The 26,719-nt window shown below is 36.1% G+C and carries 19 protein-coding genes and 2 pseudogenes; 5 read left to right on the plus strand and 16 right to left on the minus strand.

Features of this window, described 5'->3' with window-relative positions:
* On the minus strand, positions 1-95 hold a 95-nt coding region (locus tag GX497_10700; GenBank protein ID HHY73668.1), incomplete at its 3' end, for a helix-turn-helix domain-containing protein.
* A gap of 70 nt (positions 96-165) precedes the next feature.
* A complete protein-coding gene (locus GX497_10705; GenBank protein HHY73669.1) occupies positions 166-2,871 on the minus strand; it encodes a PAS domain S-box protein in 2,706 nt (901 codons plus the stop codon).
* 285 nt (positions 2,872-3,156) lie between these two features.
* Here GX497_10705 and GX497_10710 point away from each other — a divergent pair, with 285 nt between their 5' ends.
* Complete coding sequence (locus tag GX497_10710; protein ID HHY73670.1) at positions 3,157-3,966, plus strand: hypothetical protein; 810 nt, start codon at positions 3,157-3,159, stop codon at positions 3,964-3,966.
* Between the two features lie 54 nt (positions 3,967-4,020).
* Here the strand turns inward: GX497_10710 and GX497_10715 are convergent, their stop codons facing one another.
* The 3 genes from GX497_10715 to GX497_10725 form a co-directional block, all read right to left on the minus strand.
* Entirely contained in the window at positions 4,021-4,815 is a 795-nt protein-coding gene (locus GX497_10715; GenBank protein ID HHY73671.1) for an enoyl-CoA hydratase/isomerase family protein, read from the minus strand.
* 162 nt (positions 4,816-4,977) lie between these two features.
* Positions 4,978-5,763: a flagellin gene (locus GX497_10720; GenBank protein HHY73672.1), complete on the minus strand. Its 786-nt coding sequence runs from the start codon at positions 5,761-5,763 to the stop codon at positions 4,978-4,980.
* A gap of 65 nt (positions 5,764-5,828) precedes the next feature.
* Positions 5,829-8,210 carry a polyprenyl synthetase family protein gene (locus GX497_10725; GenBank protein ID HHY73673.1) on the minus strand — a complete coding sequence of 794 codons (2,382 nt, stop codon included), beginning with the start codon at positions 8,208-8,210 and terminating at the stop codon, positions 5,829-5,831.
* A gap of 124 nt (positions 8,211-8,334) precedes the next feature.
* Here GX497_10725 and GX497_10730 point away from each other — a divergent pair, with 124 nt between their 5' ends.
* Positions 8,335-8,961 (plus strand): spore coat protein, encoded by a 627-nt coding sequence (locus tag GX497_10730; protein ID HHY73674.1) that lies wholly within the window; start codon positions 8,335-8,337, stop codon positions 8,959-8,961.
* Positions 8,962-9,064: 103 nt separating this feature from the next.
* Here the strand turns inward: GX497_10730 and GX497_10735 are convergent, their stop codons facing one another.
* From GX497_10735 to GX497_10760, 6 genes are all read right to left on the minus strand, one after another.
* A complete protein-coding gene (locus GX497_10735; protein HHY73675.1) occupies positions 9,065-12,739 on the minus strand; it encodes an S-layer homology domain-containing protein in 3,675 nt (1,224 codons plus the stop codon).
* Positions 12,740-13,214: 475 nt separating this feature from the next.
* Positions 13,215-13,670, minus strand: a complete 456-nt coding sequence (locus tag GX497_10740; GenBank protein HHY73676.1) for a cyclic nucleotide-binding domain-containing protein — start codon at positions 13,668-13,670, stop codon at positions 13,215-13,217.
* 226 nt (positions 13,671-13,896) lie between these two features.
* A complete protein-coding gene (locus GX497_10745; GenBank protein ID HHY73677.1) occupies positions 13,897-15,057 on the minus strand; it encodes a plasmid pRiA4b ORF-3 family protein in 1,161 nt (386 codons plus the stop codon).
* A gap of 81 nt (positions 15,058-15,138) precedes the next feature.
* Positions 15,139-15,993: an AAA family ATPase gene (locus tag GX497_10750; protein ID HHY73678.1), complete on the minus strand. Its 855-nt coding sequence runs from the start codon at positions 15,991-15,993 to the stop codon at positions 15,139-15,141.
* A gap of 20 nt (positions 15,994-16,013) precedes the next feature.
* Complete coding sequence (gene recQ, locus GX497_10755; protein ID HHY73679.1) at positions 16,014-18,161, minus strand: DNA helicase RecQ; 2,148 nt, start codon at positions 18,159-18,161, stop codon at positions 16,014-16,016.
* A 156-nt stretch (positions 18,162-18,317) separates the two neighbouring features.
* Entirely contained in the window at positions 18,318-18,884 is a 567-nt protein-coding gene (locus tag GX497_10760) for a TetR/AcrR family transcriptional regulator (protein ID HHY73680.1), read from the minus strand.
* 137 nt (positions 18,885-19,021) lie between these two features.
* Here GX497_10760 and GX497_10765 point away from each other — a divergent pair, with 137 nt between their 5' ends.
* Both GX497_10765 and GX497_10770 read left to right on the plus strand, forming a co-directional pair.
* On the plus strand, positions 19,022-19,960 hold the full coding sequence (locus tag GX497_10765) for a DsbA family protein (protein ID HHY73681.1): 939 nt from the start codon (positions 19,022-19,024) through the stop codon (positions 19,958-19,960).
* Positions 19,961-19,962: 2 nt separating this feature from the next.
* Positions 19,963-20,268, plus strand: a pseudogene (locus GX497_10770) (monooxygenase).
* A gap of 311 nt (positions 20,269-20,579) precedes the next feature.
* On the opposite strand, the gene GX497_10775 reads toward GX497_10770, so the two are convergent.
* From GX497_10775 to GX497_10795, 5 genes and pseudogenes are all read right to left on the minus strand, one after another.
* Entirely contained in the window at positions 20,580-21,377 is a 798-nt protein-coding gene (locus tag GX497_10775; GenBank protein HHY73682.1) for a Fic family protein, read from the minus strand.
* Positions 21,378-21,516: 139 nt separating this feature from the next.
* Positions 21,517-22,389 carry a DUF2399 domain-containing protein gene (locus GX497_10780; protein ID HHY73683.1) on the minus strand — a complete coding sequence of 291 codons (873 nt, stop codon included), beginning with the start codon at positions 22,387-22,389 and terminating at the stop codon, positions 21,517-21,519.
* 15 nt (positions 22,390-22,404) lie between these two features.
* Positions 22,405-22,791: a hypothetical protein gene (locus GX497_10785; protein ID HHY73684.1), complete on the minus strand. Its 387-nt coding sequence runs from the start codon at positions 22,789-22,791 to the stop codon at positions 22,405-22,407.
* Between the two features lie 4 nt (positions 22,792-22,795).
* On the minus strand, positions 22,796-24,367 hold the full coding sequence (locus GX497_10790; protein HHY73685.1) for a hypothetical protein: 1,572 nt from the start codon (positions 24,365-24,367) through the stop codon (positions 22,796-22,798).
* Positions 24,348-25,402, minus strand: a pseudogene (locus tag GX497_10795) (transposase). Before GX497_10795 ends, GX497_10790 begins: the two are co-directional and overlap by 20 nt.
* A gap of 190 nt (positions 25,403-25,592) precedes the next feature.
* On the opposite strand from GX497_10795, the gene GX497_10800 reads away from it, so the two are divergent.
* A complete protein-coding gene (locus GX497_10800) occupies positions 25,593-26,687 on the plus strand; it encodes a nitric oxide synthase oxygenase (protein HHY73686.1) in 1,095 nt (364 codons plus the stop codon).
* Positions 26,688-26,719: the final 32 nt, after the last annotated feature.

A 26,719-nucleotide genomic window follows, 5' to 3' on the forward strand; every position in this document is an offset into this window, starting at 1 on the left:
ACAAAACGAACACAGCCAAATGTTTTGGCTAATAGGACTGCCTGTTCCTTGTTTGGCAACAAACGAAATTTAAAAGCTTTATTTTGCTTGGTCATATCAACTCACCTCACTTTTGACCTTGATTTTCTTCGGTCATAAATTGACTTATTGGACACCCCTTCTTACTCATATATGTTGCAGACTACAAACTCTATTACGCCCAGTTTGTTTGGCTTTATAAAGGGCATCATCTGCGATTTTTATTAGTGATTCGTACTTTGATTCCCTGTCTGGTATTATTGTTGCCACACCTACGCTAATTGTAACAATTGACTTTACGTTTGAGTTTTCATGCGGTATAGAAAGTTCCTCGATTTTGGCACGAAGCGTTTCCCCTACATAGACCGCCCCTTGTTCATCTGTGTCTGGAAGAATGACAGAAAATTCTTCACCGCCATATCTAGCAACAAAATCACGCGGTCGATTTAGACAGCTTTTTAAGGCGTTAGAAACTCTTTTTAAGCAAGCATCACCCACCAAATGCCCATAAGTGTCGTTATAATTCTTAAAGTTGTCAATATCTAACATAATTAATGAAATTGGTTTAACATTGCGAACGGCATCCTTCCATTCCTTATCAAATATCTCTTCATAATAGCGTCTATTTGGAATATCAGTTAATCCATCAATCTGGGATATCAGCATTAGCTTATCATTCGCTTCCTTAAGCCTTAACTCCGTCTCTTTCCGTTCTGTAATATCATGAATGATTCCTAACATGGCCGGTTTCCCATTATAATCGATTAATTTTGCCCCAACATTTGTAATAACAATCGTTCCGTCTAACCTAACAAAACGAAGCCCGTCTAATCCTGGAAAGGATGTGCCAACTTTAAATCCTAATTTCATATTATAAGCAGCGATTTGTCGATCGTCTGGATGTAAAAACTCAAAAACGGATTTACCAATAATTTCATCTTTACTTTTTGCGCCAATGAAAGTGAGTGCTCGGTCATTCACAAATTCTATTTTCGTTTTGCTATGGACAAAAATAACTTCTGGAGAAAGGTCGATTAATCTTCTGTACCGCATCTCACTTTCAAGTAGTTTGTATTCCGCTTCTTTCTGTCTTGTAATATCATGGGCAACAGCAATGGCCCCTTCCGGCTTTCCATTAATAATAATCGGTGCTGCATTCATTTGCAGATAAGCAGAACCTCCATTTTTCTGAATAACTTTTGTTTCAAACGTAATGGATTCTCCACCGATTACTCTATTAAATTGTTCAATCGTTTTTGCAACATATGATTTACTTATTAAAGGAATAAAAGAAGAACCCATTAGGTCTTTCTTACTGTAGCCTGTGACCTGCTCTACAGATTTATTTACATTGTTAAAATGACCAGTTAAATCAAGTGTAAATGTAGCACTATGATTGTAATCAAAAAGAGATTTATATAATTGTTCACTTTCGAATAGTTGAATTTCCATTTCTTTACGTAATGTAATATCGCTCAGCGAGCCAGAAGTACCAATGGTTATATCATCCTTCGAAAGCATTAATTTCGCATACATTTCAATCCAGCGATAGCTGCCATCCTTCGTTTTATAACGAATTTCATTACGACAATATAATGAGTCTCGATCTAACAAACATTGGAAAAGTTGATTGTTTCGTTCTTGATCATCTGGATGAATAAAGTCTAAAAAGTTCTTTCCGATACTTTTTTCAATAGAAAAGCCGGTAATTTCCTTCCATGCCTTATTTAGAAATGTCCAGTTTCCTTTACTATCAGTTGTGAATATGACTTCCTTTACGGTATCAACGACTAATTGATATTTCTCAGAAAGCGCTTTATAATTTTCCTCACTTTTCTTTATATTAATCTCATATTCTTTATTTTTTGTTATATCTCGGTAGTGCCAGATTTTACTAGACACAATTCCTTGTGCTGATTTTATTGGTATGAAGTCTCTCTCTAAAACCCTGCCATCAACTAAATGGTATTGTTCACCAATGATAAGTTCATTTTGAGCCAATATTTCCTTTTTTCGATTAAAATAGGCTTCCCCATCAACAAATTGCTCCTTGGCAATTAGCTCCAGTTGGACTACATCTTCATTAACGATACTTTTTGATTTTGGAAAATGAAATAAGTCATGGAAACTATCATTTGCTAATGTAACCCGGCGCTGTTCATCTTCAACAATGATACTGCTTTGCAAATGATTAATAAGCGATTGAAACTTTGAGTTAGCTTCTTCTAAATTCGAATTTGATTTGATAAGCTCGGCAAATAATTTGTTAGAATCAAATATATATTTTGCAACATAATAAGTTAAGAAACCTCCAATGATTGAGAAAAACCAATAATAAGCAATAATATGTTTAACAACATCTTTACCGTCAGAAAATACTGAAAGGTTAATATATACGGTCACGGTGATTAAGAATGTACTTACCATATTCATAAGGAAAAACTTTCGGAATTCACTAGCTCTCATTTTCATTGTTAAGGAACACACAATACCTATTAAAACCATGAACCCCAATACTACAAAGGAGGCATTGTTCAGGCCTCCAAAAAAAAGCCGTGCAATTCCAACTATAAGTGAAGATAAAATTGCCGCTGGAGCTCCAAAATAAGTGGCGCCTATTACGGTTGCAATATGCCTTAAATCAATAATGACCAATGTGCTAACTTTTATACTAAAAAACATTAGAAAAACGCCAAGAAAACCGAAGACAACGCCTGCCATTAGTTTTGTTTTAAAACTGTTAAATAAGTATGTATAATCGGTTTCTGAGCGAATAAAACGTCTTGATAAAATTCCAATTAAAAACAGAAATGAAATTATAATTGTCACATTTAACAATAAATCTTTTAGCATAGGCTGCACTTCCTATTTATCACACATTTTTAAATATTAACTATATTTTTAATCATAACAAAGGACTATCCCTTTTTAAAGGACTATTTGTAAATATAAGGAAAAATTTAACCTTGCAGCATGAATCTACTATTATCATACCATCTTCAACTATCAATTCTACTTCATTTATTTTATAATCAGATAAATGTTACAGTTTTTCCTAAATGAAGCTTTATGAACAGGATCTGTTCTCATGCTGCAAGTTAGAAAAGCGATTGCTGTGTAAGAAGGGAGGTAATTTTTATGAAGGTTTATGCATTAGTCGGGAAAAGTGGAACTGGAAAAAGTACGAGTGTTTTGCATTATTGCCATGAACATAATATTCCGGCCATTATAGATGATGGGATTTTAGTTTTAAACGGACGAAAAATTGCGGGAACTTCCGCTAAGTATGAAAATAATGCTATAAAAGCTGTCAAGCGGGCAACTTTTTTTTACGAAGACCACCGCCAAGAAGTAATGAATGTCATTCGCATGACGGATATTGATAAACTATTAATTGTCGGAACCTCCATAAAAATGGTTGACTTAATAGCAGAAAAATTAATGCTGGAAAAAATCCATCAATATATTGATGTATCAGAAATTCGTTCAAATAAAGAAATTAATTTAGCACGCTATATGCGCAATACACAAGGGAAGCATGTGATTCCGATACCGTATATGCAAGTAGAGCCGAATAAATTAAAAAAAATCATCCAAGCAGGAAAAAAGCTTTTCTCCAAACATGCAAAATATATTGGTGAACAAACGATTATACAGCCCCATTTTACAACAGGAACGATAACAATCCACGAAGATGTGTATAATGAAATCATCACATACACTTGTAAGCAAATAAAATATGTTAGAGATGCGAAAATTCTCAACAGTGATTTCACCACTTTTCAAAGCGTAACGATTGAAGTCGAGCTGAACTGCTCCTTTGAACAGAATATCGTTGAACTTTTGCAGGAAATTCAAAGGAAAATAAATGAAGTGCTGCTATCTAATTTTGAAATTGAAATGAGTGCTATTCATATTCAGTTAGCAGCTATCAAACTTGAAATTTAGAGATGCAGAAAGGGCATCCAATATGTGACATATTGGTGCCCTTTATCATTACTATTAATTCCCCCCAAATTTAGGCTTTCTTTTTTCAACGAAGGAACGGACTCCTTCCGGAAAATCAATAGGATCAACACTTGTATCAAGCCCTGTCTCCCACGGAATAGAAACGGTTGGATTATTAAAGGAAACGGCCTTTTTAACAGCTAAAAGAGAGGCTGGAGATTGCTCCATAATCTTTTTTCCTAATTGGATAGCATAGTGATTTACATCTGTTTCATTGTCCAATAAATAGTTAATAAGCCCTAAATCATAACATTCTTGCGGTTTAAAGAGCCTGCCAGTATAAACAAGATCCATTGTTCTGCTTTTGCCAATTAAATCGGCAATTCGTTTAGCAAATGCTTGATTTATTGTAATACCTAATCTCCCAACCGGAAAACCCATCAATGTTTTTGGTGTTCCAATACGAATATCACAGGCCAAGGCAAGCTGGAAACCGGCACCCATGGCAGGTCCATTAATCACGCCAATCGTTGGCAGCGGAATTCTTTCAAAAGTAGAAATAGCTTCTTCCATCAACCTGAAAGCATCATTTGCTTCATCAATCGCTAAATCATTGAACTGTTTCAAATCTGAGCCTGAACAAAAAAGCTTTTTCTTTCCACGTAAAATCACAACTTTATTTTTTGAGTTTTGTGTGATGCGCTTGCCCACCGCTTTCAGGTCAACCCACATTCTATTTGTTAAAGCATTTTTCAGCTGTGGTCGATTAATCGTCACAATGGCAAAACCGCCGCTTTCTTGCAAAGAAATATTACCGTCCTTTTCAGTTTCTTTGATTGTAACCCTCATTTTATGACCCCTCCCCAACTGGATATTGTCACTGTATAATTTTAGTATCATATTAATTTTAACAGATATACAAGTCAAATCTATCTAAATACAGAAACAATCCTAAAACATGAGGCTGTCCAAAAAGTCAGGGTTACTGATTTTTGAACAGCCTCTTTTTTGTTAGAAAAGTAAATTTAATATTTGCCCTGCCATTGAATATTGCATTCTTTGTGTAGAAAAATATGTTTGCTGAAACAGATTTGCACGATTTAGGTTCATAAACTCTTGAGCCATATCTGCATCTCTTATTCTCGACTCTGATGCTTGCATATTATAATGCTTATTTTCACTATTTTGGATAGAGTAATCTAACCGATTAGTCGTTGCTCCGATAGACGATCTTGAGTCAGATATTTGACTAATCGCACCGTCAATTATTTTTAACGCATCCTTTGGATTCGTTTGTAAATTTACATCATTCAAGCTAAGTCCAGATTGAACATCTCCGAGCTTTCCGGCAAGTGCGCTAGATATGCTTGAAGTTAAGCTTTCACCATTAGCATTTGTAGTTGTATTACTATTTTGGAAGCTACCATCTAAAAGATTTTTAGTATTAAATTGAGTATTTCTTCCAATCGAATCAATCGTATCTCTAAGTTGGGTGAATTCCTGCTGAATAGCTGCTCGGTCTGATTCGGTTAATAAACCATTATTAGCTTGTACAGATAATTCTCTCATCCGCTGTAATACAGAGTGAGTAGAATTAAGGGCACCGTCTGCGGTTTGCATTAACGATTGACTATCACGCATATTTCTAACAGCAACATTTTCTCCGCCAATTTGCGCCCTCATTTTTTCTGAAATCGCTAAACCTGCAGCGTCATCTGCTGCTGAATTAATTCTCTGGGCTGTAGATAATTTAATCATTGCTAATTTTTGTTCATTACTAGCATAAGTTATATTCATTTTATCTCCACCTCCCTATTACTATTATAATTAGAAACTGATGGAAAATAAAGTTATTTTCAGTACTAATAATCCCGATTTATTAAATAATTCAATAAATGTTTCAAAAAGGTGGTATTGCATGGTACATCCTGCAAGGCTTCTATCGCAAGACAATAATGCTCCCACATCGCTTTTTTGGCATCTTCCAGACCTAGGATTGATACAAAAGTCGAACTGTTGTTTTCAATATCTTTTCCAATCGGTTTTCCAAGTAAGTTCAAGCTTCCTTCAACATCCAGTAAATCATCTTTAATCTGAAACGCTATACCAGCATGCTTTGCAAATTTCTTCAAAGCTTCCATTTCCGTCTCATTTGCGTTGGAGAGAATGGCGGGCATGATGAGAGAGGCTTCGAATCCCATCCCGGTTTTATAAAAGCACATCATATTTAATTGTTCCAGTGTCAATGATTTCCCTTTAGAATCCAAGTCCATCGCCTGCCCCTTACACATTTCAGCTGTTGTTTTAGCGGAATATTGAATCAAGTTAAGCACAGTTTTTGAATCGAACTCATCAAGCGATGCTTGTTCCATAACAGCCTTTTGGGTAAGAAAAATACCAGTTAATTCTGCTATTGCAATGTTACAGACTTGATGCAAGGTTGGACGCCCTCTACGGATGGACGAATTGTCTTGTGATGGTAAATCATCAAAAATTAGGGATGCAGCATGCATATATTCTAGTGATCTTAATAATGGCACGATTGCGGTACTATTTAAGCCATACCCGTTAACGGCCATGACCCAAGTCATGATTGGCCTTAATCGCTTTCCTCCACCTTCGAGAATGTAGTTTGCCGCATCGGTTATCGGCTCTTTCATCAAAGAAGCACTATCTGTTTTTTGGATTTTTAAAATATTGTTAATCTGATGGCGTGCGGTTTTGATAGTTTCTAAAAACTCTCCCTGCTCTTTCCGTTCATTTTTAAGAAAGGTAATGATATGGTCCCGAAGCAGCTTATCAAAGAAATCCACATCATCCGCTTTTCGAACTATCCTTTGAACGACATAATTGAAATTTTCGTTTCCAGATGCAAATAGTTTCATCACTTCATTGTATTTTTTCGTTCCGATTCGTTCCTTAAATCGTTTCAAACCGTTTATCGCCCGCTCCAAAATCACTTTACATGTCTTCATATCTGAGTGGTACACATTATGGATTAAATTGGAGATGACCGTCCAGTATAATTCAAAAGGATTAATAAGATCCGGACGCTTATTATAATATTTCATATAATACGTATACGGTGTGACCGTACCATTACTCATATCATCGAACATATCTGCAAAATCATCAGCCAGTTGGTTGTATATCCCATAAAAAAATGTTCGATTTTCAAAGCCCTTATCCCGAGGAGCATTGATTACTGAACGGGCAATTAATCTTGATGAAGAAGATTTTATTATGATTGGTATATAAAGCTCCTCATTGGTGTAATGTGGATATGATAAATCCTTTTCGCGGTCGACTTCCTGTGAATTAAAAAATATATACGATTGCTCGAAAAAATTTTTTATTGTCTCCTCGCTCTGATGGGCCTTAATATATTCAAAGGCATCCTTTAGTTCCGTATAAATAAATCGAATCAAGTCCTCGTTATTTCCTGTCCATTCACCTAATTCAGGTACAGTTCCTGTCGTTAGACTGGAACGTATCAAATCAGAATATTGTTTTTTCTCATTAACAGATAAAATGTTGGCATCTAAAAGATCATCAATGAAAGGATATGTCAGGCCATAGGAATAACCTAGCCTAATGGCATTATCAAGTTTCTCAGCGCGTTCTTCAGGCAATATCCCATCGCCTGTCTCCTCAAGCTTGTGCATCACGACCCCGGCAATAACTTTAATGAGTTTTCTCTGGGCATGTTCAACCTCCATCTCCTTCGGAATAATGGAGGATACAGTCTTTAGCTTATTTATCACCCAGATTATGGTCGATTCTACCCCTTCCTTCTGGGCCCACCGGTACAACCATGCTATGCTAAACATCTCTGTTTTATCTCCTCGGTCAGCTATGGTGGAATTGGTTAGGTGAATTTTTAAACTTGCAACTACACGTTGAATCTTTGTCTGTGTGTCAGGGGAATCTAGGACTTTGCCAAGATCCCGCAAGAAAATATAAGAGACGCTTCGATTCAAATAATGGTCAAGCTTGCCTGTGTAATCAAGCCATGGAATGTAATTATAATACCCCTCACGGACTTGTTTTCCCTTTCGAGGAGAAAACAAGGATAATAATGAGTGACGAATATGGTTGTGTTTCCAAGATTGAAAATCCTTTATTAAGGTATGAACATAGTTATTTTGGATAACCTGCTCATGAAGTAATTTAAAATAATCGGCAGCCTTTTGCTCTGCCAACCGATAGGATGCTTCGGGACTTTTTATTAATTCCTCATTCATAAACATTACCTCTACTTAATTTTCTCGTATGTATTTGCTTCCGACACTCACTTCTAAGTATATTTTTTACATTTTTAAACATTCTAAGGAGGACAACTTAAATTTATTTTACGGAGGATTAACAATGAAATTAGCAGCACATGAATTGCATGATTTAAATGAATTAACAATGAGCTGTGTCAACTCAATTACGAGCATGGGGTATATGCTACATCATGTTCAGGACCCAGAATTTAAGAAGCTTCTCGAAAGGCATTTACCGTTTCATATAAGGGACTATAATATGAAGGTTGAATTTTTGAATAAGGTAGAAGGGGCGAAAAAAGAACTGTCCCTGTTAAAAGAAGACAGGCAAGTTTCTGATGCTTACTTACAATCTGTCCTACCAGCATCTGCTGTCCAACCAAGAACCATGGTCGAAAACATGAACGACCGCGAAATGTCTACAGCCTATCTTTTAACATTAAAAAGAGCAGGGCGTGAGTATGCATGGGCGGCAATGGAGATGGTCAATCCAGAAATTCGTTCATTCTGTCAAACGGCATTTATGATGAGTTGCGCCCATGCCTATGACATGTGGCAGTATATGGCATCAAAAGGGTATTATCCAGTTGAAAATGCAAATCCCGCTGATACCGCCAAAATTGGAGCGATGTATCAGGTCATCCCAGAAAATCAAGAGCAAATCCAACAGTATATGGCTACCTACCAAAATCCAATTGCAGGAAATAGCGATCAACTATATCAATGAATTTTAGGGGGGAATTAATCTCCCGCAAGTGTCAAATAAGCCAAATAGTACACGGAAAGTCCCCCACCTAATTTCCTAATATATGATGGGGGACTAGCTTCTCTTAACGTTTTACTTCAATTTCAAAAGAAACTGAGATTGATTCTTTTCCATCTGTCACCTTTACTGTTATTGTCGCTTTTCCATCTTCAGCTAACGTTTCTGCAGGCGTAACCACCAATTTGCCGTTCTTTATCTCTGCTGTTGCTACCTTTAAATTGCTTGAAGTAACTGATCCTTCCACCAATGTTAGTTCATCCTCATCTGCATCTGTTGCTAAGGCTGATACTGCAAAAATCAGTGGTACTGCACCTTTGTTTACTGGATCTAGTTTGATTGGTATAGCCTTTGGCGCGTGGTTTGCCTTTTTTATCTCTATTACAAAAGATACTTGTATAGTTGCTTTTCCATCTGTCACCTTTACTGTTATTGTTGCTTTTCCATCTTCAGCTAACGTTTCTGTAGGCGTAACCACCAATTTGCCGTTCTTTATCTCTGCTGTTGCTACCTTTAAATTGCTTGAAGTAGCTGATCCTTCCACCAATGTTAGTTCATCCTCATCTTCATCTGTTGCTAATTGCGATACTTCAAAAGTGATTGGTCCTGTACCTTCCACCACTGGCTTTAGTACAATTTCCTTAGCCACTGGTCCATGGTTTATCTTTACTACTTCTATTACAAAAGATACTTGTATAGTTGCTTTTCCATCTGTCACCTCTACTGTTATTGTTGCTTTTCCATCTTTAGCTACCGTTCCTGCAGGTGTAACGACCAGTTTGCTGTCCTTTATCTCCGCCGTTGCTACCCCGAGATTGCTTGAGGTAGCTGATCCTTCTACCAATGATAGTGGATCGCCATCCCCGTCTTCTGCTAGTTCTATTGCACTATACACCAATGCCTTACTACCTTCTTCTACTGGGTCCAATATAATTATTTTCGGCTTCGGTGGTTGGTTTACATTTTTCACATGAATTTCAACAATAATCTGGATGGTGGATATTCCATCTGTTATTTTTACCGTTATCGTTGTAACTTCATCTTTTGTAACGGAAGCGGCTGGTGTTATCACCAACTTTCCAGCCTTTATCTTGACAGTTGCCGCCTGATGATTGCTTGATCCGGCTGACCCTGAAACAAATGTTAAAGGGTCTCCGTCACCATCTGTCGCAAAATAAGTTGGCTCAAATTCCAAATCTGCTGCCCCTTCACTGACTGGGTCTATCGTTACCTTTTTGCTAACAGGTGCTTTATTCTTCGTAACTACGAATGAAGTACTAGCCTTCAAATCAGCACTATTCATCATATCGTACGTTGCTTCAATCGTTACTTTCTGTTGTTCCTCTGTTTTCTGAATTGGCTTAAATGTAAATGTGGCCGACTTGGAGTCGGAACTAGTCAAAGTAACCACTAATGGTTCAAACTTTCCATCATTGATTGAATTTGTAAAAGTAAATTTATCAGGTTTCAGCCCACCAACTGGCCCACGATTTAGCGCAACTTTCACGTTGCCGTTAGATGCATTAACAATTGAAATAGCTAATTTTTCATCAATTGGATTAAGGGCCGCATTTTCCTTCATTCGATCAAGTACATTACGATCGGCAATTACATACACCCCAGGGGCTTTTTCTATTGTTGCTTTTGCAATAGAATTATCATCAGCAACCTTAATCATAGCGTCTGCTAGTACAGTTAATGCACCAGTAATTGACGCACCCGAGCGTATATTTAAATTAGCATTTGTCGCAGCCAAAATTATATTTTCAATTTTGGCATCATTGATAACCACTTCCGCTTTATCTGAAATATAAAGATCTTTCGTATCTGCCTTGAAGAATACCAAACCCGTACCCGCCGTTACAGTCATTTTTCTCAACCGTGTTTTTCCGACTGTTTCTACAAAGGCAGAATCAGATATCGTTACATACGTGTCGGAGAATGCATCCCCATTAAATGAAATGATATCATTGTTCGAATTTGTTTGAATTTCAACAGTGTCTATATCCGCATTGGAACTGCCTGCATCAAGGATTGTCGCTGTTTTCAGAATGACTTTGTTAACTTTCGTTCCTTTACCAAAGACAACGCGGATTGTTCGGTCATCTTGAACAGTTATATTTTTAAAAACTACTGTATCAATCAAATGAATACTGTTTGCCCCACCAGATTTAATTGTAATGTAGTCAGCTTCAACATTATTTAATGTCACATTACCATTATTACCAGGGTCTAGAATTAAATCAGTCACAGTTACATTTCGAATAAAGGCATCCTGTGTAATAGTGAGTTTGTTATAATCACCACCGCTAATGTAACGGACATTATCGTTATCATTACCATCATAAGAGTTATACTCTGGATTATATTTTCCATTAATATAGTTGATATTCTTTCTTTGCAAGTTGCTTGCTACAACATCATAAAGGTCGACATTGCGCGGTAGTTCAATATTATAAACTTTTGTGTCGCTTCCAAGTATAAGATCCACATTTTTATTAGCTACGATAATCTTCGAGATAGTTTTTTCAGAAATAATCGTTGCATCTTCTGTAAAATTAAAATACCTTGCAGTCGTACTTCCCCTTGCTTCCAAACGGACATCTCTAGCATTACCTTCTACAGCTTGAAGCTTTGAATCTTTGAAAATCACTCGACTCTTGTCACCGCTGTTAATATTTGTGCCGCCGTTTACGATTACATCCTCAGCATAAAAATCGTTTTTCATCTTATACGTTATTGTTAATTCTTTATCAACCTTTATGCTTTTTAATGACACGTAATCGGCGTTAACAATAAGATTACCGGCAATTGTGCCGTCCTTACCGTCCAGCACTAATTTCGATGAAGAACGTCCGTTTTCATTTAACTCCAATTTTGTTATTGTTCTAATTAAACCATCGGACTGTACAAATTCTATCTTTGCTCCATTCAATACATCATCGTTGTGGGTTCCCAAAATGTTTTTAACGCTGCTTGTCAATGTATAGGTAATACCGGAAATTTTCACGCTGTTACTTGTAATTTTTTCAATGACACCATGGTCGTCCCAAGAGATTTTATCAACTGGTGGTTCCTTTTGTGGTGGTTCTGTTTGGCTGGCCTTCCCTGCCCTATATACAAAAGTTGCCATTTCTCCGCGCGTCACAGCATCATTGGGAGCAAAGCTCAAGGCGGATTTTCCTGATGTCACTTTATTTGCATATAAAATTCTTACTGCAGGAGCATACCAGCTATTTACGGGGATATCCCGAAACGGCAAATAAACGCTAGTAGCCGATTTCAGCTCATATGCTCTTACAAGCATGCTTGCCATTTCCGCACGGGTGATGGTTCTGTTTGGTCTAAAAGTACCATCTTCATACCCGCCAATTCCACCAGCTTGCGCCAACGTTGTTACCGGCTGGTAAAACCAATCACCACTTGATACATCACGGAATCTAGAGTAAGAATTAGTATTCTTTGAATCTAATCCTAGGTCATAAGCGATAATCTTTGCAGCCTCAGCACGTGTGACCGGTTGATTCGGCTTAAAACTGCCATCCGCATATCCGCCAATCACGCCTCTAAGCGCCATCTCATTTATAGCCTCATAATAAAAAGCATTTTTTGAAACATCTTTGAAGCTAACGGCCGCATCTGCGGTTGAAATTTTTGAAGTAACCGTCATAGAAGATACAACTGCTAATGAAACAGCTACAGAAATCAATTTTTTACAGGTTCGTTTGAATCTACTGGACATTTTGAACAGCCTCCTTAGAAAAATTTTTAAAAAAACTCCTAAGTAAGTTCCTTTGCATGATCAATGTGAAGCAAATTCTGCATGATTAAATGAATCACGCCGCAGATTGGTGGTGCGCATTTGTTATTAAATTGTTGAAATTATAGAAATTCGTCTTTCTTAGATGATTAATTTGGGGAGTAAGATGAGCTTCATAATGTTGTATGTCTACCTATATTTTACCATAATACTATATTCACAATTGTTACATCTTTGTTATGAAGTGATGACAGAGATTAAACTATGCTACCCAAAAAGTACCGAATGGGATAAAATAATGGATGTTAGCGCATAATTTTCTTTTTGTTGGGGGAGTTAACTTGGATAAAAGACTAGTAGTTTGAATTGTACATGCCGTTTAGGATTGCCATCCCAACGGCTTCTTTTTTATGATTATCCTATAAGAATAAGAAATGTGCTCCATATAATTTAACAATTATCTATAAGCTCTTAATGTTTTACTAACTTTGGCTGATAAACCTGAAACATTATCATTTGTTTTTCTTAATCGTTTACATACAATTTCCAAAATTTTTATAGTTACATCTGGATTATTTCTTAAGAAATTAAGAAATACTTCTCTTGATAAGGATAGTAAAACTGAATCTTCAATAATTCTTGCTGTGGCAGATCTTGGCTCTTGATCTATAATTGCTAACTCTCCAAAACTATCTCCCTTTTCAAATGTCGCGATATATTTATTATCTCGATATATTTTAACTTTTCCAATTAAAACAACATAAAATGTATCGCCAATATCTCCCTCTTCAAAAAGCTGCTTACCTTCTTGGTATCCCTTAACCTCTGAAACTTCCTCTATTTTTTGAAGTTCTTCTAACGACAACATTTCAAATAATGGTACTTTACTTAAAATCTTTAACATATCCACCATTTTACATTCCTCAACTTTGCAAAAAAATTATATTTAACAAACTAAAAAATTCAAACTTCCCAATATCCGTTTATTCCCAAAATTATTATAACACGTTCTCTTGGCGTAGCATTCATAATTCTTAAAATTTTGGATAAATTTATACTTTAGGTTTTCGTATTCCGTAAATGACACTAAAAAAAGAAATAGACCTCTCACCAAAGGTTAAGGTCTATGTCAATCATAATCAAATCACAAATGTTGAAAAACCAGATCCGCTGGTGACATGCTTAAGGCGCTTGTTAATCTTTTCTGGGCTTAGTTTCCTTTCCTTTTGACTTTCTGCCCATGCCTTCATATCATGATGCTCCGGGTGCTTTTCATTTGCTATAATTCTCAAATATTCTTCAAAGCCCCCTTCCCCTCCCACATCTTCTGGGGGCCTTTCTCCGTTTCCTTCTAGATATGTAGCTTGGAATGTTTTAGATTTTACTGCCTTTTCAAACGTTATCGTATGCTTCCATGCGTCTCCAAAATCATATTCATAAATGATCTTACCATACTTCGGAAAAATATCCTCAAGTGCAACAAATCGCTCTTGTCGAATATCAAATTCATCAAAATCTAAATATTCCAGTGTTTCCGGATCATCATCCATAACAATTTTAATCGGCTTGTTTCCCGCTCTTTCCACAACAAATTCATGCAAGTGATAGTTTTGCCAATCAAAAATGGTTTGAATGATATTATGAAGATGTCTAAAGGAATAAGTTGAAGGCACTAGGATCCGTCTCCAAATGTCATGGCCCTCAAGTTTGATTTGAATTTTAAGTTGATATAGGTCATTATCTAAAACCTCTTCTACAGCTGAATTTCCATCAAGACCATAAACATTACTAAGACATTCAAGCATTTTTTCGTATGGATAGAACCCTTCATCTGCTCCAGATATTTGAATAAACCTACCTGCTACAATGCTAATATATCTTTGAATCCTTGTTTCTTCGTCTAAATATTCTTGCATAAACTCAATTTCACGCACAGCATTATTCATCTTTGCTACCATGCTTCTACTAGCTGTTTTAGAAAAAGAAATCTCACCAGCTTTAGCCATATAAGCTTCAATCACTTCTTTACGGACACCTTCCATACGTAAAGCCCCAGTAACAGCCTCATAAATCAATTCCTTTATTTTGGAAAAGTCCTTCGTACTCGGACGGTAGATAACAACAGGATATCTTGTTTCATTATTCATCAAAATGATTGCTTTTCTTCTGTCAATACTGACAAAATTGGCATGCCAAGCGAAAAAACTATTTGGGAATTCCTCATGACCTTCAGGAGAAGCCAGTTCACTGCCCTTTATTCCTATCTTATCAAGCAAGGCTTTTGTACATTGAACTAACATTTCATTCACCCTATCATTTATAATTCTTCCTTTAAATCTTCAAGCCAATTTATTCAGACAAGTCATTACACCTAAACAACATCAAAACTCGTTTTCATGTCTTTTGAAAAATTCATAATATGTACGCACGTTTTCCAATTCTGTCCATCGTTTCACAACAACAGGGGTTTCATCAAGGTCATATATTTTTGCCCCACTCATAGAAAGCAAAAAGGGGGAATGTGTTGATATAATAAACTGACAGCCAAAAAATCGAGCAGAGTCTTCAATAAATTTCATTAATTCTAGCTGTCGTTTTGGAGAAAGACTGTTTTCCGGTTCATCTAATATATAAAGTCCATTTTCACCAATTTTTTCAGTGAAATACAGGAATGCACTTTCACCGTTCGAATATTCCCTCACATTATCCATCAATTCATTTCTAACAAAACGTGACTGCGTCTTACTTCTAGCTGTATTTACTTTTTTTAGTTGTTCGTAATCTGCAATAGATTTCATTTGAAATCGGGAATATTTCGCATCTAAATATTCATCAAATATTTTTTCGCGTTTTTGGTCAATTCCCTCATTGAGATTCCGTATATTCAACATATAGTCGAATACATCATCACTTGTAATAATTCTGCTATTTTCAGGGATATCTGTTTCCAACTGCATCTCACACATATTTACGTAATCGGGATAAAAATTAGATTTATTATAGATAGAATCACGTTTGACGCCAGTTTTTTCTGCTATAACATGTAATGCCGTAGATTTTCCTGAACCGTTTCCGCCATATAAAATCGTAATCGGCTCAAATACAATGCTGTCAATACCTCGTCTTGATAATATCTTAAATGGATAAAACGAGTCATAGCACGTTCTTTTTACGTTTATGAAAAAGTCAAATTCCATATCCTCATTTGGAAATGTAAATGCATTTAAATAAATCATAGACTTCTCCTACCATACGATTATATAATCTCCTGTCCCTCTTTCTCTATTTGCCTTAATTTTAACAAATAAACCTTTATCATAAAATAACTAACCTCTTCCGGCAACAGTTCTTTAATTGGCTTTAGCTTACCCGGACCAACCTCAGCAACTGCCTTTTCTAAATCATTCATGTACTTTTCCGGAAGCACAATTGAATAGTCAACCTTCATTCCATTTTGGATACATTGAATAAGGTGATTTTCAATCGTGCTAATCGCTAATTGCCGGCGGGATGTAATTTCCTCCACTGTCAGACCCTCCTGATGCAGCTTATACGTTTCAATATGAGAATCGGTTACAGACCTTTTAGCTGGCTTCTGTGAAAGCGGCGCAGTGGTAAGGACCCTTTCCCTATCTGGATGTGCCTCGCAATACTTACTAATTTCCTTAATGAATATTTCACCGTATTTTTCTAGCTTATGTTGTCCTACTCCGCTCACCTGTAAAAACTCTTCCTCAGTCAGCGGTAGTTTTGCACACATATCCTTTAACGACGCATCTGAAAAGATAACGAATGGCGGTACATGCTCCGCTTCTGCTACCGTTTTTCTTAAGCTGCGAAGTTCCTCAAATAAAGGATCATCATTGGATACTTGCTTTATTGTAACGGCCTCTTTTCTAAAAACCTTCTGTTGGCGAGTCAAGACAGCTTTTCCAGCTGGTGCAACATAGATAGTAGGATAGGCTCCTTGTTCAACCCCAATTAAATTAATGGAGATAAGGAAATCAATCAGCTCTGTAACTTGCTTAGCACTTTGCTCCTTCATAATTCCATAGGTTGAAAGCCTATCAAAGCCGAAATCCAGTACTTTTTTATTTCTTGAACCCGTTAAGACGGCCGCCGTCATTGCCTTCCCAAATTTTTGCCCCATCCGAATGATGCAGCTTAACACCATCTGCGTATCCTTTGTCACATCAATCTTTATTCGGGTATCGGTGCAATTTCCGCATTGCCCGCATGGTTTCGTTTCTTTTTCGCCAAAGTATGTAAGGATAAATGATTGAAGACAGCTTTCTGTATGACAGTAATCAACCATCTGCTGCAGTTTTTCTAGTTCCTGCTGCATCCTTCCCTGTTCCGCCGATTGATCAATCAAGAAGCGCTGGATTTGCACATCTTGTGGAGAATAAAGAACCGTACACTCACTAGGAAGACCGTCCCGACCAGCACGTCCGGCTTCCTGATAATAACTCTCCATATTTTTAGGCATCTGATAATGGACAACATAGCGTATATTCGATTTATCAATGCCCATTCCAAAGGCGGAGGTTGCCACCATCACATCTGCTTCATCTTTTAAAAATCGGTCTTGTTCATATGCCCGGGTCTCATCTTTCATTCCTGCATGATATCGTGCCGCATTAATGTTTTCTTTGTATAGCCATTCATATAGCTGATCAACTGTTTTTCTTGTCGCCGCATAAATGATGCCCGCCTCATTCTTATTCTTTTTCACATAATCCTTTAGAAATGCGAGGCGATCCTGGCCCTTGATGACAGCAAACGAAAGATTTTTCCGTTCAAAGCCTGTAATTATTGAATTAGCAGAATTGATTGACAGGGAATCACAAATGTCTCCCCTTACCTTTGGCGTTGCTGTCGCAGTTAGCGCCAATATTACAGGTTTTCCCGGAAGTTTATCTATTAATCTTGAAATTTGCAAATAGCTCGGACGGAAATCATGCCCCCATTGTGAAATACAGTGGGCTTCATCTACCGCAATAAGAGGAACCTTAATGTTTTTTACTAATTCCTGAAAATCATAGGATTCAAGCCGTTCCGGTGCAACATATAATAGCTTGTATCCGCCATGAATGGCTTCTTCAACTGTTTCTTTCGCTTCCTCTTGGCTAAGTGTACTATTGATATAAGCGGCAGGAATTCCAAGCTGATTTAATGTATCTACTTGATCCTTCATAAGGGATATGAGTGGTGAGATAACCAAGGTGGTTCCTGGAAGCATAAGTGCGGGTATTTGATAGACAATAGATTTGCCACCGCCTGTTGGCATCACACATATTGTGTTGTTTCCTTGGAGTACCGAGAAAATCGCCTGCTCTTGGCCGATACGAAACGACGAGTACCCATAATAGGTTTTAAGAAGTTCATGAGCTTTTTCTAGCAAGACAGAAGGCCCCCTTTCTTTAGTGAGGAATTTATAGTGAGGATTGTCCTATTTATTTTATCATGTTTTTAATATTGGTGCTTATGCTCAATTCTTTATTCTTATTTTTCAATTACATCGGTGCGGGAACATATTTATCACATCCATAAAAGCAGTTTACCGCTTACCAAAATCAATCCCAGATATTATATAAGGAATTGCTGATTTAATAAATTCATCCGACGATATTTGCTTACTATTTCTTCTCCACTCTACAGAGACCCCGTAAATTCCCCAGCTTAACATAACAGCAGTAATTTTTAAGGCTTCATTCTCTTCAACTGTATTTTGTTTTAACAACATTTTATAAAATATTACTTCGAGCTGTTCCCTAATAATACGGGCAATGGTTTCTTCGTATCCTCTATGACAACGATTTGATAAAGATTCTTGAAAATTGGTTATAGCCATGAAGATACTAATAATAAATGCTTCATTTAATTCATTTTTTTCGAAGTTATTACTATTCAAATTAATCAATAATACTTCCGATAATACCTTTTCTAATAAATCATATATATCTTCAAAATGATAATAGAATGTAGCACGATTAATCATAGCCTCTGTTGTAATATCTTTAACAGTAATATCCTTGAATTCCTTTTGACCCGAAAGGTTAATGAAAGAATCCATAATCAATTTCCGAGTACGAAGAACTCGGGGATCCGTATTTGTATGAGTCATATCATTATCCCTCCTACTTTTTCAACATTTTTTACTATGTGTTGGATATACAACACATTCAACGAACTATTGGTGTAATTGATTTTTATTATCCGCTAAACTTGAATTATGAGCAAATATAAGGAGGAAATTCTAAGATGACAAATAATAATATGATTTGTGATTTAGAAACAGGTGTATGTGGGGTATCTGAAGAGGAAGAAATGGAAATTATTGATTTTAGTCAACCAAAAAAATCAGTTAATCTCTATTATGTAACTGATCCTATTTGCTCTCATTGCTGGGCAATTGAACCTCAGCTCCGTCGTTTTAAAGAACAATACGGACACTATTTTAACTTCCATACGGTTATGGGAGGATTGCTGGAAAAATGGCATGATGGACCTATTGATCCTGCTAACGGGATTTATAAACCCGCTGACGTTGCCGGCCACTGGAGAGAGGTGGGGGAATATTCCCGTATGCCAATTGACGGATCACTAATGATTGATAATCCCGTTCAATCATCCTACCCGCCCTCACGTGTATTTAAAGTAATTCAAAAACATCATAATGATGCCTTAGCCTATGAGTATTTACGTCGTGCCAGAGAAACTCTTTTCGCATTTAATCAAAATATTTCGGATAAATCCGTTCTGATTGACATCGTGAGTAATCTAGGACTTGATGGAGAGGCAATTATAAATGAAGCCGAACAACCAATCGGTCAACAATTATTAAATGAAGATTTTAGTCTTGCTAGAAGCCTTGGAGTTAGGGGATTTCCGACTATCATCATGATTAATGATGAAAATAAAGGCATAAAAGTTAGTGGCAGTCGACCATTTGAATACTATGTTGAGGGACTAAAACAAGTTCTAAATGTAGAAGAACTACAACCAAAACAACAACCACCCCTTTCTAGCTTGCTTGAAAAAGAAAAACTGCTGTTTTCAAAAGAAATTGAAGTGATGTATAATGTTAAAAAGCTAGATATTAACAACTTTATCGAAAAAGAACTTTCACCAAGTAGTTATCACGTGAAGGAAATTCTAGGAGAATTATATGTTCAACTACTACAGAATAAAGGAGAATGACAATGGCATTTTTATTACAAGTGGATTTCAAAATGAATGGACCTTTCGGAGATGAAATGGCAGCGGCGTTTTCTGATTTAGCAAAAAGTATCAATGAGGAAGATGGATTCATATAGAAAATATGGACAGAAAATCCTGAAACACATGAATCTGGTGGAATTTATCTTTTCGAGACAAAAGAAGCAGCCGAAAAATATATCGAGATGCATTCTAAACGATTAGGAGGCTTCGGAATAACAGATATCAACGCAAAGATCTTTGCCGTCAATTCTAAACTTACTGAGATTACAAAAGGTCCAATAAAATAAGCTGGTAAAATCTTGATGCCGCAAGCCAGTATTCAAACAACGCATATAAATGATTAGCACCCCCTTGGTACAATGAACGTATCAATTAAAAGGGGTGCTTTTCTTATACCACAACAAAAACTAAAAATTGTCATTTTTTTAGAAACTTTGATTATCAATTATTTTGTAACTCCAACCTCACAACATTTTCTATGTGGCTTGAGTGGTAATGGCAGACATATTGATGTAGTGATGTTTACCTTATAAAGAAAATCCCATGAATTAATAAGAAATCACACAACCAGTTTTTTAACCGTCTCTACGCTTCCAAATTAAAGTAAATCTGACAATCCTTTTCGTTGCTGTTTCACTGAATTTGCTAGTGATAATGCTCTTTCCCATGTTTTTTCCGTTTCATATTTTAAAAACTCGTACAGAGGATTCAGTTCCTCGGTTTCATCATACTTTTGAAGGCACTCATAATACATACGTTTATCTTCATCATAAACAATAAGGGGAGGATGATTATGTGTCATGAGATAGTAATTCATAATTGTTCTTCCAACTCGTCCATTACCATCTGCGAAGGGGTGAATATACTCAAACCTTGCGTGAAGATAAGTAGCAACCTTTAAGACAGACTCCCCTTTATACTCATTTACCTCTACTATCAAATCCGTCATGTCTTTTTCCACATTTTCCACTGCAGAACCGACCTCATGTATGCCCGTTACATAATCGTGCTTTTTAAACTCTCCTGGTCGTTCTTCGTTAGCAATATACCTGCGTTCATCATATGTCCCACCTGTGAGAACTTTGTGGATTTCTTTGACTAACTGAATACTGAGGACCTCTTTTTTTACAACTTTTTCTTTTAAGACTTCGTAGCACATCTTTTGATTTTGCTGTTCAAATACCGCACGTGGGCTACCAGTATAGTTTACAACTCTCCCATTTTCAAAAATTTCTCGTGTATCGTGATAGGTAATTTCTTCGTTCTCCATTTTCCCAGAATGATATGCAAATAAAATTCGGAAACTATCAAGGTATTTATCCAAATCATCGGCAGATACAATTTTATAGGACTTCCACAGTTCAACAACCCTACTATATTTCTCTTCCAAAAGCATTCCCTCCACATTCATATTATTGTAACACTCAAAGATTTATCTAGAAATGTACAAATCGGGAGCAGACTTATGATGAGGCCAGCACAAAATTTATACTCTTTTCCAACCTTTTATATCCCCTAGTTTACAGTGACAATATTTATTGCATCAAAATAATATCATTGTATAAAGTTACTATATGCCTTTCCTGATAGCCAATCTTTTTCAGCCTTACCATTTCATTTTTTACTGCTGACAATTCAGGCGCCTTAATGTTGTCTAGCTTCGAAGCACTTATAGGAGATATTTCTTTTTCTGATAATGCCTCGATATAATCTTGAACTGTATATCGCCAAAAACGAATGAATTTACCATATTTCATTCTTAATCTCTGTGCCATTTGAAGACCCTCTGGGTCATAATCACCTGAGTAATAGATAGTCACATTTTCATTACATAATTTTTCTATTAATTGCAAAGTAGCAAATTTAAATTGCCCATGAGTACAAACAAGGGGCAAAGGTTCACCTTTATACATATCTAAAATACTTGAAAATACACCAGAATTCTCAACAACGTATACACGATCCCCTTTTTTAGGAAATAACCTATCATATTTAACTAATTCTCGAAGTGGTACGTTATGCACACTATTTTCATCATACAGGCAATCCCAAGAGCGGACATTTTCGCCATTTTTTACTGCTATTAAGCCTGAACATGTAACAAAGTTTTGTAAGTCATCTTTTAAAATGCCGTTTTCGTACAATAATTCATTTACTGCTTCTACACTTGTGTCATTTATATAGGGAGTGTTGTTTTTATTCGATCTTATAATTTGTAAGGCTGTTACAAACTCTGTATCCTTATCAAAATAATGTGGGTCTCCAGCAATACGTTCAGCTAAAACCGGCAGGCGAAGCTTTGGAGAAAGTGGCAACAACATTAATGTTTCAAATTTTTTTTCAATAGAGCTGTAATCTTTTTGGTTATAAGATTGAATAAAACCAATTGCTGCTGATTCTTTATTCAAGATTGATTCCGTTAACTAATTCGTATTTTGAGATGGATATTGATTTACGAGTTGCCGAAAAAAATCATTTTTTGCTTCTTCTAGTTGCTTTACATCTTTTTTATAGAAAATTTCTCGACCTACAACCACTTCAACAACCTTGTGAAAGTCTACACCTTGAAATTTCGTTTCTTCTAATTTCTTTTCAAATCTCCCCAATGAGACAGTCGCAGAGGTTTTCTTTGAATAATCTCGTCCAAACCAATTACGTAATACTCTCTTCTCGTTATCTGTTAAGTTAGATATGATAATACTTCCACCTATATGGCCTATACTTTCCATCTTCGCAGCAAATTTTTCAAAGAGACGAGAGTACCCCGCCTCATTTTTAAAATAGTCTATTGCATCCTGCAGATTATTCATACAATCACCTAACAACTTCTAACTTTTCTAACGAATCAAACAAACTTTGTTGTTCAACTGTTGGTTGAATTACAACTTCTTCTTTTACCGTTTGTAACTCGAGACCATTCCATTTATACAGCATTACAGTTACGTCTTTGGCATTTTGAGGTCGGATTATTTCTGCAATGGATAAAGCATCAACCGTTTCATACGTTCCCCATAAAGCTTGAGAATTTAAAATATAGTTCATTCCAAAATCATTCATTAGTTTAAACATTGCGGAAATATTATTTTCGTCTACCCCAGCAAATGCCTCGTCCATCGAAATGATAAACGGAGCTGAATCACCTGCTGAAATAAATTTAGAGTAGAGAGCTGATAATAATGGAATATACATGGACATCGCACGTTCTCCACCACTTAATGTGTTATAATTTGTTTTTGTTAATTCTTTACGATTTTCTCCTTCTTTTTGATAATAAATTTTAAACTTAAACCATTCACGATAATCTAAAATCTCTTTAATTAACACATCAAATGATTTATCTCTTAATGCATCATCACTTTCATAGCTTTCTTTAGCAAATTTTATTTTAGAATTAAAGTGTTTGCTTAATTTATTATAGTCGCTGTCTTTTAAAGTATTTGGATCCTTTTGTAATAATCGTACTAAATCAGCCGTTGACATTTCTCCGTCCTCTGTTGCTTTCCTCGGTTTCCATTGAAGCCACAGCTTCAACCCATTAGAGGCATTCGTTTCCATCATATACTCGTTAATTTCTTCTTTCCATGTATCCGCTTGGCTAATTAACTCACGAATACGCTCTCCAATATTATCCAAAATCACTTCTTTATATAATCTTTCATCTTCCTCTGTTAAAGCAATTTTAATTGCTTTAATTTGTTGTTCAATGATATGTTGAAGCTTTTGTGGAGATACTAATTTTCCATCCGTAGTTAAATGTATAATTTGTCTTGTTGAGATTGCTGTTATTTTATCTAATTCATTTGCAAATTGTTCATACCCCTCATCACTAATATCCTTAAAAAATGAATCAGAATCAGAAAGTGTTAGTGAGTATTCCTCTAATCCTTGGACTCGAGCTTCGTTAAAGGATGCCACCATACTATCCCTCAATGATTGAACCTTTTCTCTTGAAAAATGAACATCATCTTCTATAGCAGCCTCTGCTAAGGCAACCATATCTTCTTCAACTGTTAAAACCTCTTTATCATATGTCTCGACTAATTTGCGATTCACCTCCTGAACAAAACTTTCTTTTGTCCATTCAAATGTTTCTTGATAAAAGTGAACAGATGCTTTTTCTCGATCAATTTTTGCTTCTATTGTTGGAATTTGTCCTTCTAAAAGACCTTCTTCTTTCTTAATTTCTTCAAGAAGCTGCGGTATTTCTTGTATGCGCCTTTCAGTTTGTTCAATCTGTTCCTCTATATTCCCAACATCTTTTTCGTTAATTGTTCTTTTTAGTTCCTCTATTCTTACATTCGTTCGATTTACTTCTTTTTCCTTCAATAAAGTAAATTCTCTCGCTTCTTCAATATCATCTTCTGCTTTATCCTGTTGCTCTTCCATAAGTCATTCGTTTTATCATTTTAAGACGGTTTATCTGACCTTCAAGCAAACCATTGCTGTATGGTGATAACAATGCATTTCTTACTGCCTGATATCACTACGAAGTCTAAAAGCATAATTATAAAATGGATTTTTCTTATCTGACAATTGCTCTTGAATCCATTTTAAAAAGGTTGGCAGATCCCTCGTTTGTATAGATTTACGATATGTTTGGATTGTGTTGTAAAGGCTTTTTAGCGAGGGATACAATTCGAAACATTTTTCTAGAAAATATCTTTCTTCTTTATCTATCTCTTCGTTGAGTTTCCACATCGAGGCTCCTGGTTTTTTTCTAGAAATATGAAATTTATTTTCTTTAGAAAGATTAAATTTACGTTCCTTACGGAAGTGTTCAACTATCCTACGTATAGCCGAATAAGTGCCGGTATATCCTTGATCTTGCAACTTAGAGTATATCTCTTTAACTGTGTTTCCTTCTTGTTCAAGAGAGATGACTATATCATAATATTGGTCGGCAGGTTTATTATAATGACGATTGGACGATGGTGGCTCATTCATTTTTATATATTTCCGAATGGTCCTTCTATCAATCTTATACTCTCTTGCAAGTCTGGAAAGATTCTTACATTTATCGTGTGCTTGTTGAATCTCTTGAATAAGCTCCCACTTTTTATTTCGTCTGTTTTTTATTATTTGCTCAGCTTTAGTTAACGGAATCTCCTTGGCTGGTAATTGTCCCTCGCACCAAGTGATAGAGGCAGGAACTATAGTTGAAAGAAAGGAATCAAACTGCTTTTTTGCATTTCTAATAAAATGCCAACGGTCATAAATCTGAGAAATAGAACTGCTTGCATCTGTAATACCTTGACGAAACCCTGTTGTAAATCCATCGCGGCTAACAACTTCAATAAATGGATACTTTTTAAGCCAAGCTGTGACTGTTTCTGGTAGACGATCAGGCAAAAGTGCTAAAGGAGCCCTAGATTGAAGACCACAAATCAGTGTGCCATAGGTATGACCTTTACAAAATGCGATTATACAGTAATAACCGTATATCTGATTAAAAAAATCGTGATATACGGTTATTTGTGATGCAACCCTACCGTGAAGGTGCCTTTTTTATTTCGGGCTTACGTTTTAATCTCTGTTTTTATATAATAGATGAATAGTAGTTTCAAATGAAGGGAGTTTTAAAATTTTTGAAAGTATTAAGGTGGGATAGTATATGAAAGCGATCATTCAGGATGTACTTTTTGATGAAGCAAAGGATTTCATTTATCAATGTTATTCGGAATTAGGAAAGTCAGCAGTGGAAACACAAAAACGAATAAAAGAGATCAAAAAACAAATTGAACTATACCATCATTATGATCATACATTTGAAGAGCTCCAGCATGGAGCAAGAATGGCATGGCGAAATAGTAATCGTTGTATTGGAAGACTTTTTTGGGAATCGCTGCATGTATTTGATCAAAGGGATTGTGACACGGAGGCTGAAGTAGCAGAAGCACTTTTTAAACACATTGAATATGCAACAAATGGCGGTAAAGTCATTCCGACGATATCAATATTCAAACCAGCTGTTGGTAAGGAGGAACAGTTCCGAATTTGGAATTATCAGCTTATCCGCTATGCAGGATATGAAACAGACCAAGGTGTGATTGGAGATACCTCGTCTATTGGACTTACAAAAGAATGTGAAAAGATGGGATGGATAGGGAAAGGCACACATTTTGATATACTGCCAATTGTCATTCAAAAAAATAGAGGTCAACCAAAGTGGTTTGAAATTCCTAAGGATATTGTTTTAGAAGTTCCATTACGCCATCCGGAAATAAAAGCGTTTGCTGATTTGCACTTGAAATGGTACGGTCTTCCCTTAGTTTCTGAAATGAAGCTTGAAATTGGCGGCATTCATTATACAGCTGCACCATTTAATGGTTGGTATATGGGAACGGAGATAGGAGCAAGAAATTTTGCTGATAACTATCGTTATAATATGTTATCGAAAGTAGCGGAAATAATGAGACTTGATACTAGCCGTGAAGCAACTTTATGGAGGGATAAAGCTCTCGTAGAGTTAAATGTTGCTGTTCTCCATTCATTTAAGGAAGATGGGGTAAGTATTGTTGACCACCATACAGCAGCAGCACAATTTAAACTATTTGAAGAAAAGGAAGTCGATTTAGGTAGGGAAATCACAGGAAATTGGACTTGGCTTATACCACCGCTATCGCCTGCAACCACCCATATTTTCCATAAGCCTTACACGAATAAAACAAATAAGCCGAATTATTTCTATCAGGAAAAACGTTACTAAAATAAAAATTAATAGTTCTTGGTGCTATGACA

Source organism: Bacillus sp. (in: firmicutes) (assembly GCA_012842745.1).
Classification (GTDB): domain Bacteria; phylum Bacillota; class Bacilli; order Bacillales; family Bacillaceae_J; genus Schinkia.

Coding starts and splice junctions, on each gene's coding strand:
- GX497_10765 (HHY73681.1), top strand. CDS start 19,022: ATGACAAATAATAATATGATTTGTGATTTAGAAACAGGTGTATGTGGG.
- GX497_10715 (HHY73671.1), bottom strand. CDS start 4,815: ATGAGGGTTACAATCAAAGAAACTGAAAAGGACGGTAATATTTCTTTG.
- GX497_10735 (HHY73675.1), bottom strand. CDS start 12,739: ATGTCCAGTAGATTCAAACGAACCTGTAAAAAATTGATTTCTGTAGCT.
- GX497_10740 (HHY73676.1), bottom strand. CDS start 13,670: ATGGTGGATATGTTAAAGATTTTAAGTAAAGTACCATTATTTGAAATG.
- GX497_10730 (HHY73674.1), top strand. CDS start 8,335: ATGAAATTAGCAGCACATGAATTGCATGATTTAAATGAATTAACAATG.
- GX497_10775 (HHY73682.1), bottom strand. CDS start 21,377: ATGCTTTTGGAAGAGAAATATAGTAGGGTTGTTGAACTGTGGAAGTCC.
- GX497_10800 (HHY73686.1), top strand. CDS start 25,593: ATGAAAGCGATCATTCAGGATGTACTTTTTGATGAAGCAAAGGATTTC.
- GX497_10745 (HHY73677.1), bottom strand. CDS start 15,057: ATGTTAGTTCAATGTACAAAAGCCTTGCTTGATAAGATAGGAATAAAG.
- GX497_10785 (HHY73684.1), bottom strand. CDS start 22,791: ATGAATAATCTGCAGGATGCAATAGACTATTTTAAAAATGAGGCGGGG.
- GX497_10705 (HHY73669.1), bottom strand. CDS start 2,871: ATGCTAAAAGATTTATTGTTAAATGTGACAATTATAATTTCATTTCTG.
- GX497_10720 (HHY73672.1), bottom strand. CDS start 5,763: ATGAATATAACTTATGCTAGTAATGAACAAAAATTAGCAATGATTAAA.
- GX497_10760 (HHY73680.1), bottom strand. CDS start 18,884: ATGACTCATACAAATACGGATCCCCGAGTTCTTCGTACTCGGAAATTG.
- GX497_10750 (HHY73678.1), bottom strand. CDS start 15,993: ATGATTTATTTAAATGCATTTACATTTCCAAATGAGGATATGGAATTT.
- GX497_10710 (HHY73670.1), top strand. CDS start 3,157: ATGAAGGTTTATGCATTAGTCGGGAAAAGTGGAACTGGAAAAAGTACG.
- GX497_10725 (HHY73673.1), bottom strand. CDS start 8,210: ATGAATGAGGAATTAATAAAAAGTCCCGAAGCATCCTATCGGTTGGCA.
- GX497_10790 (HHY73685.1), bottom strand. CDS start 24,367: ATGGAAGAGCAACAGGATAAAGCAGAAGATGATATTGAAGAAGCGAGA.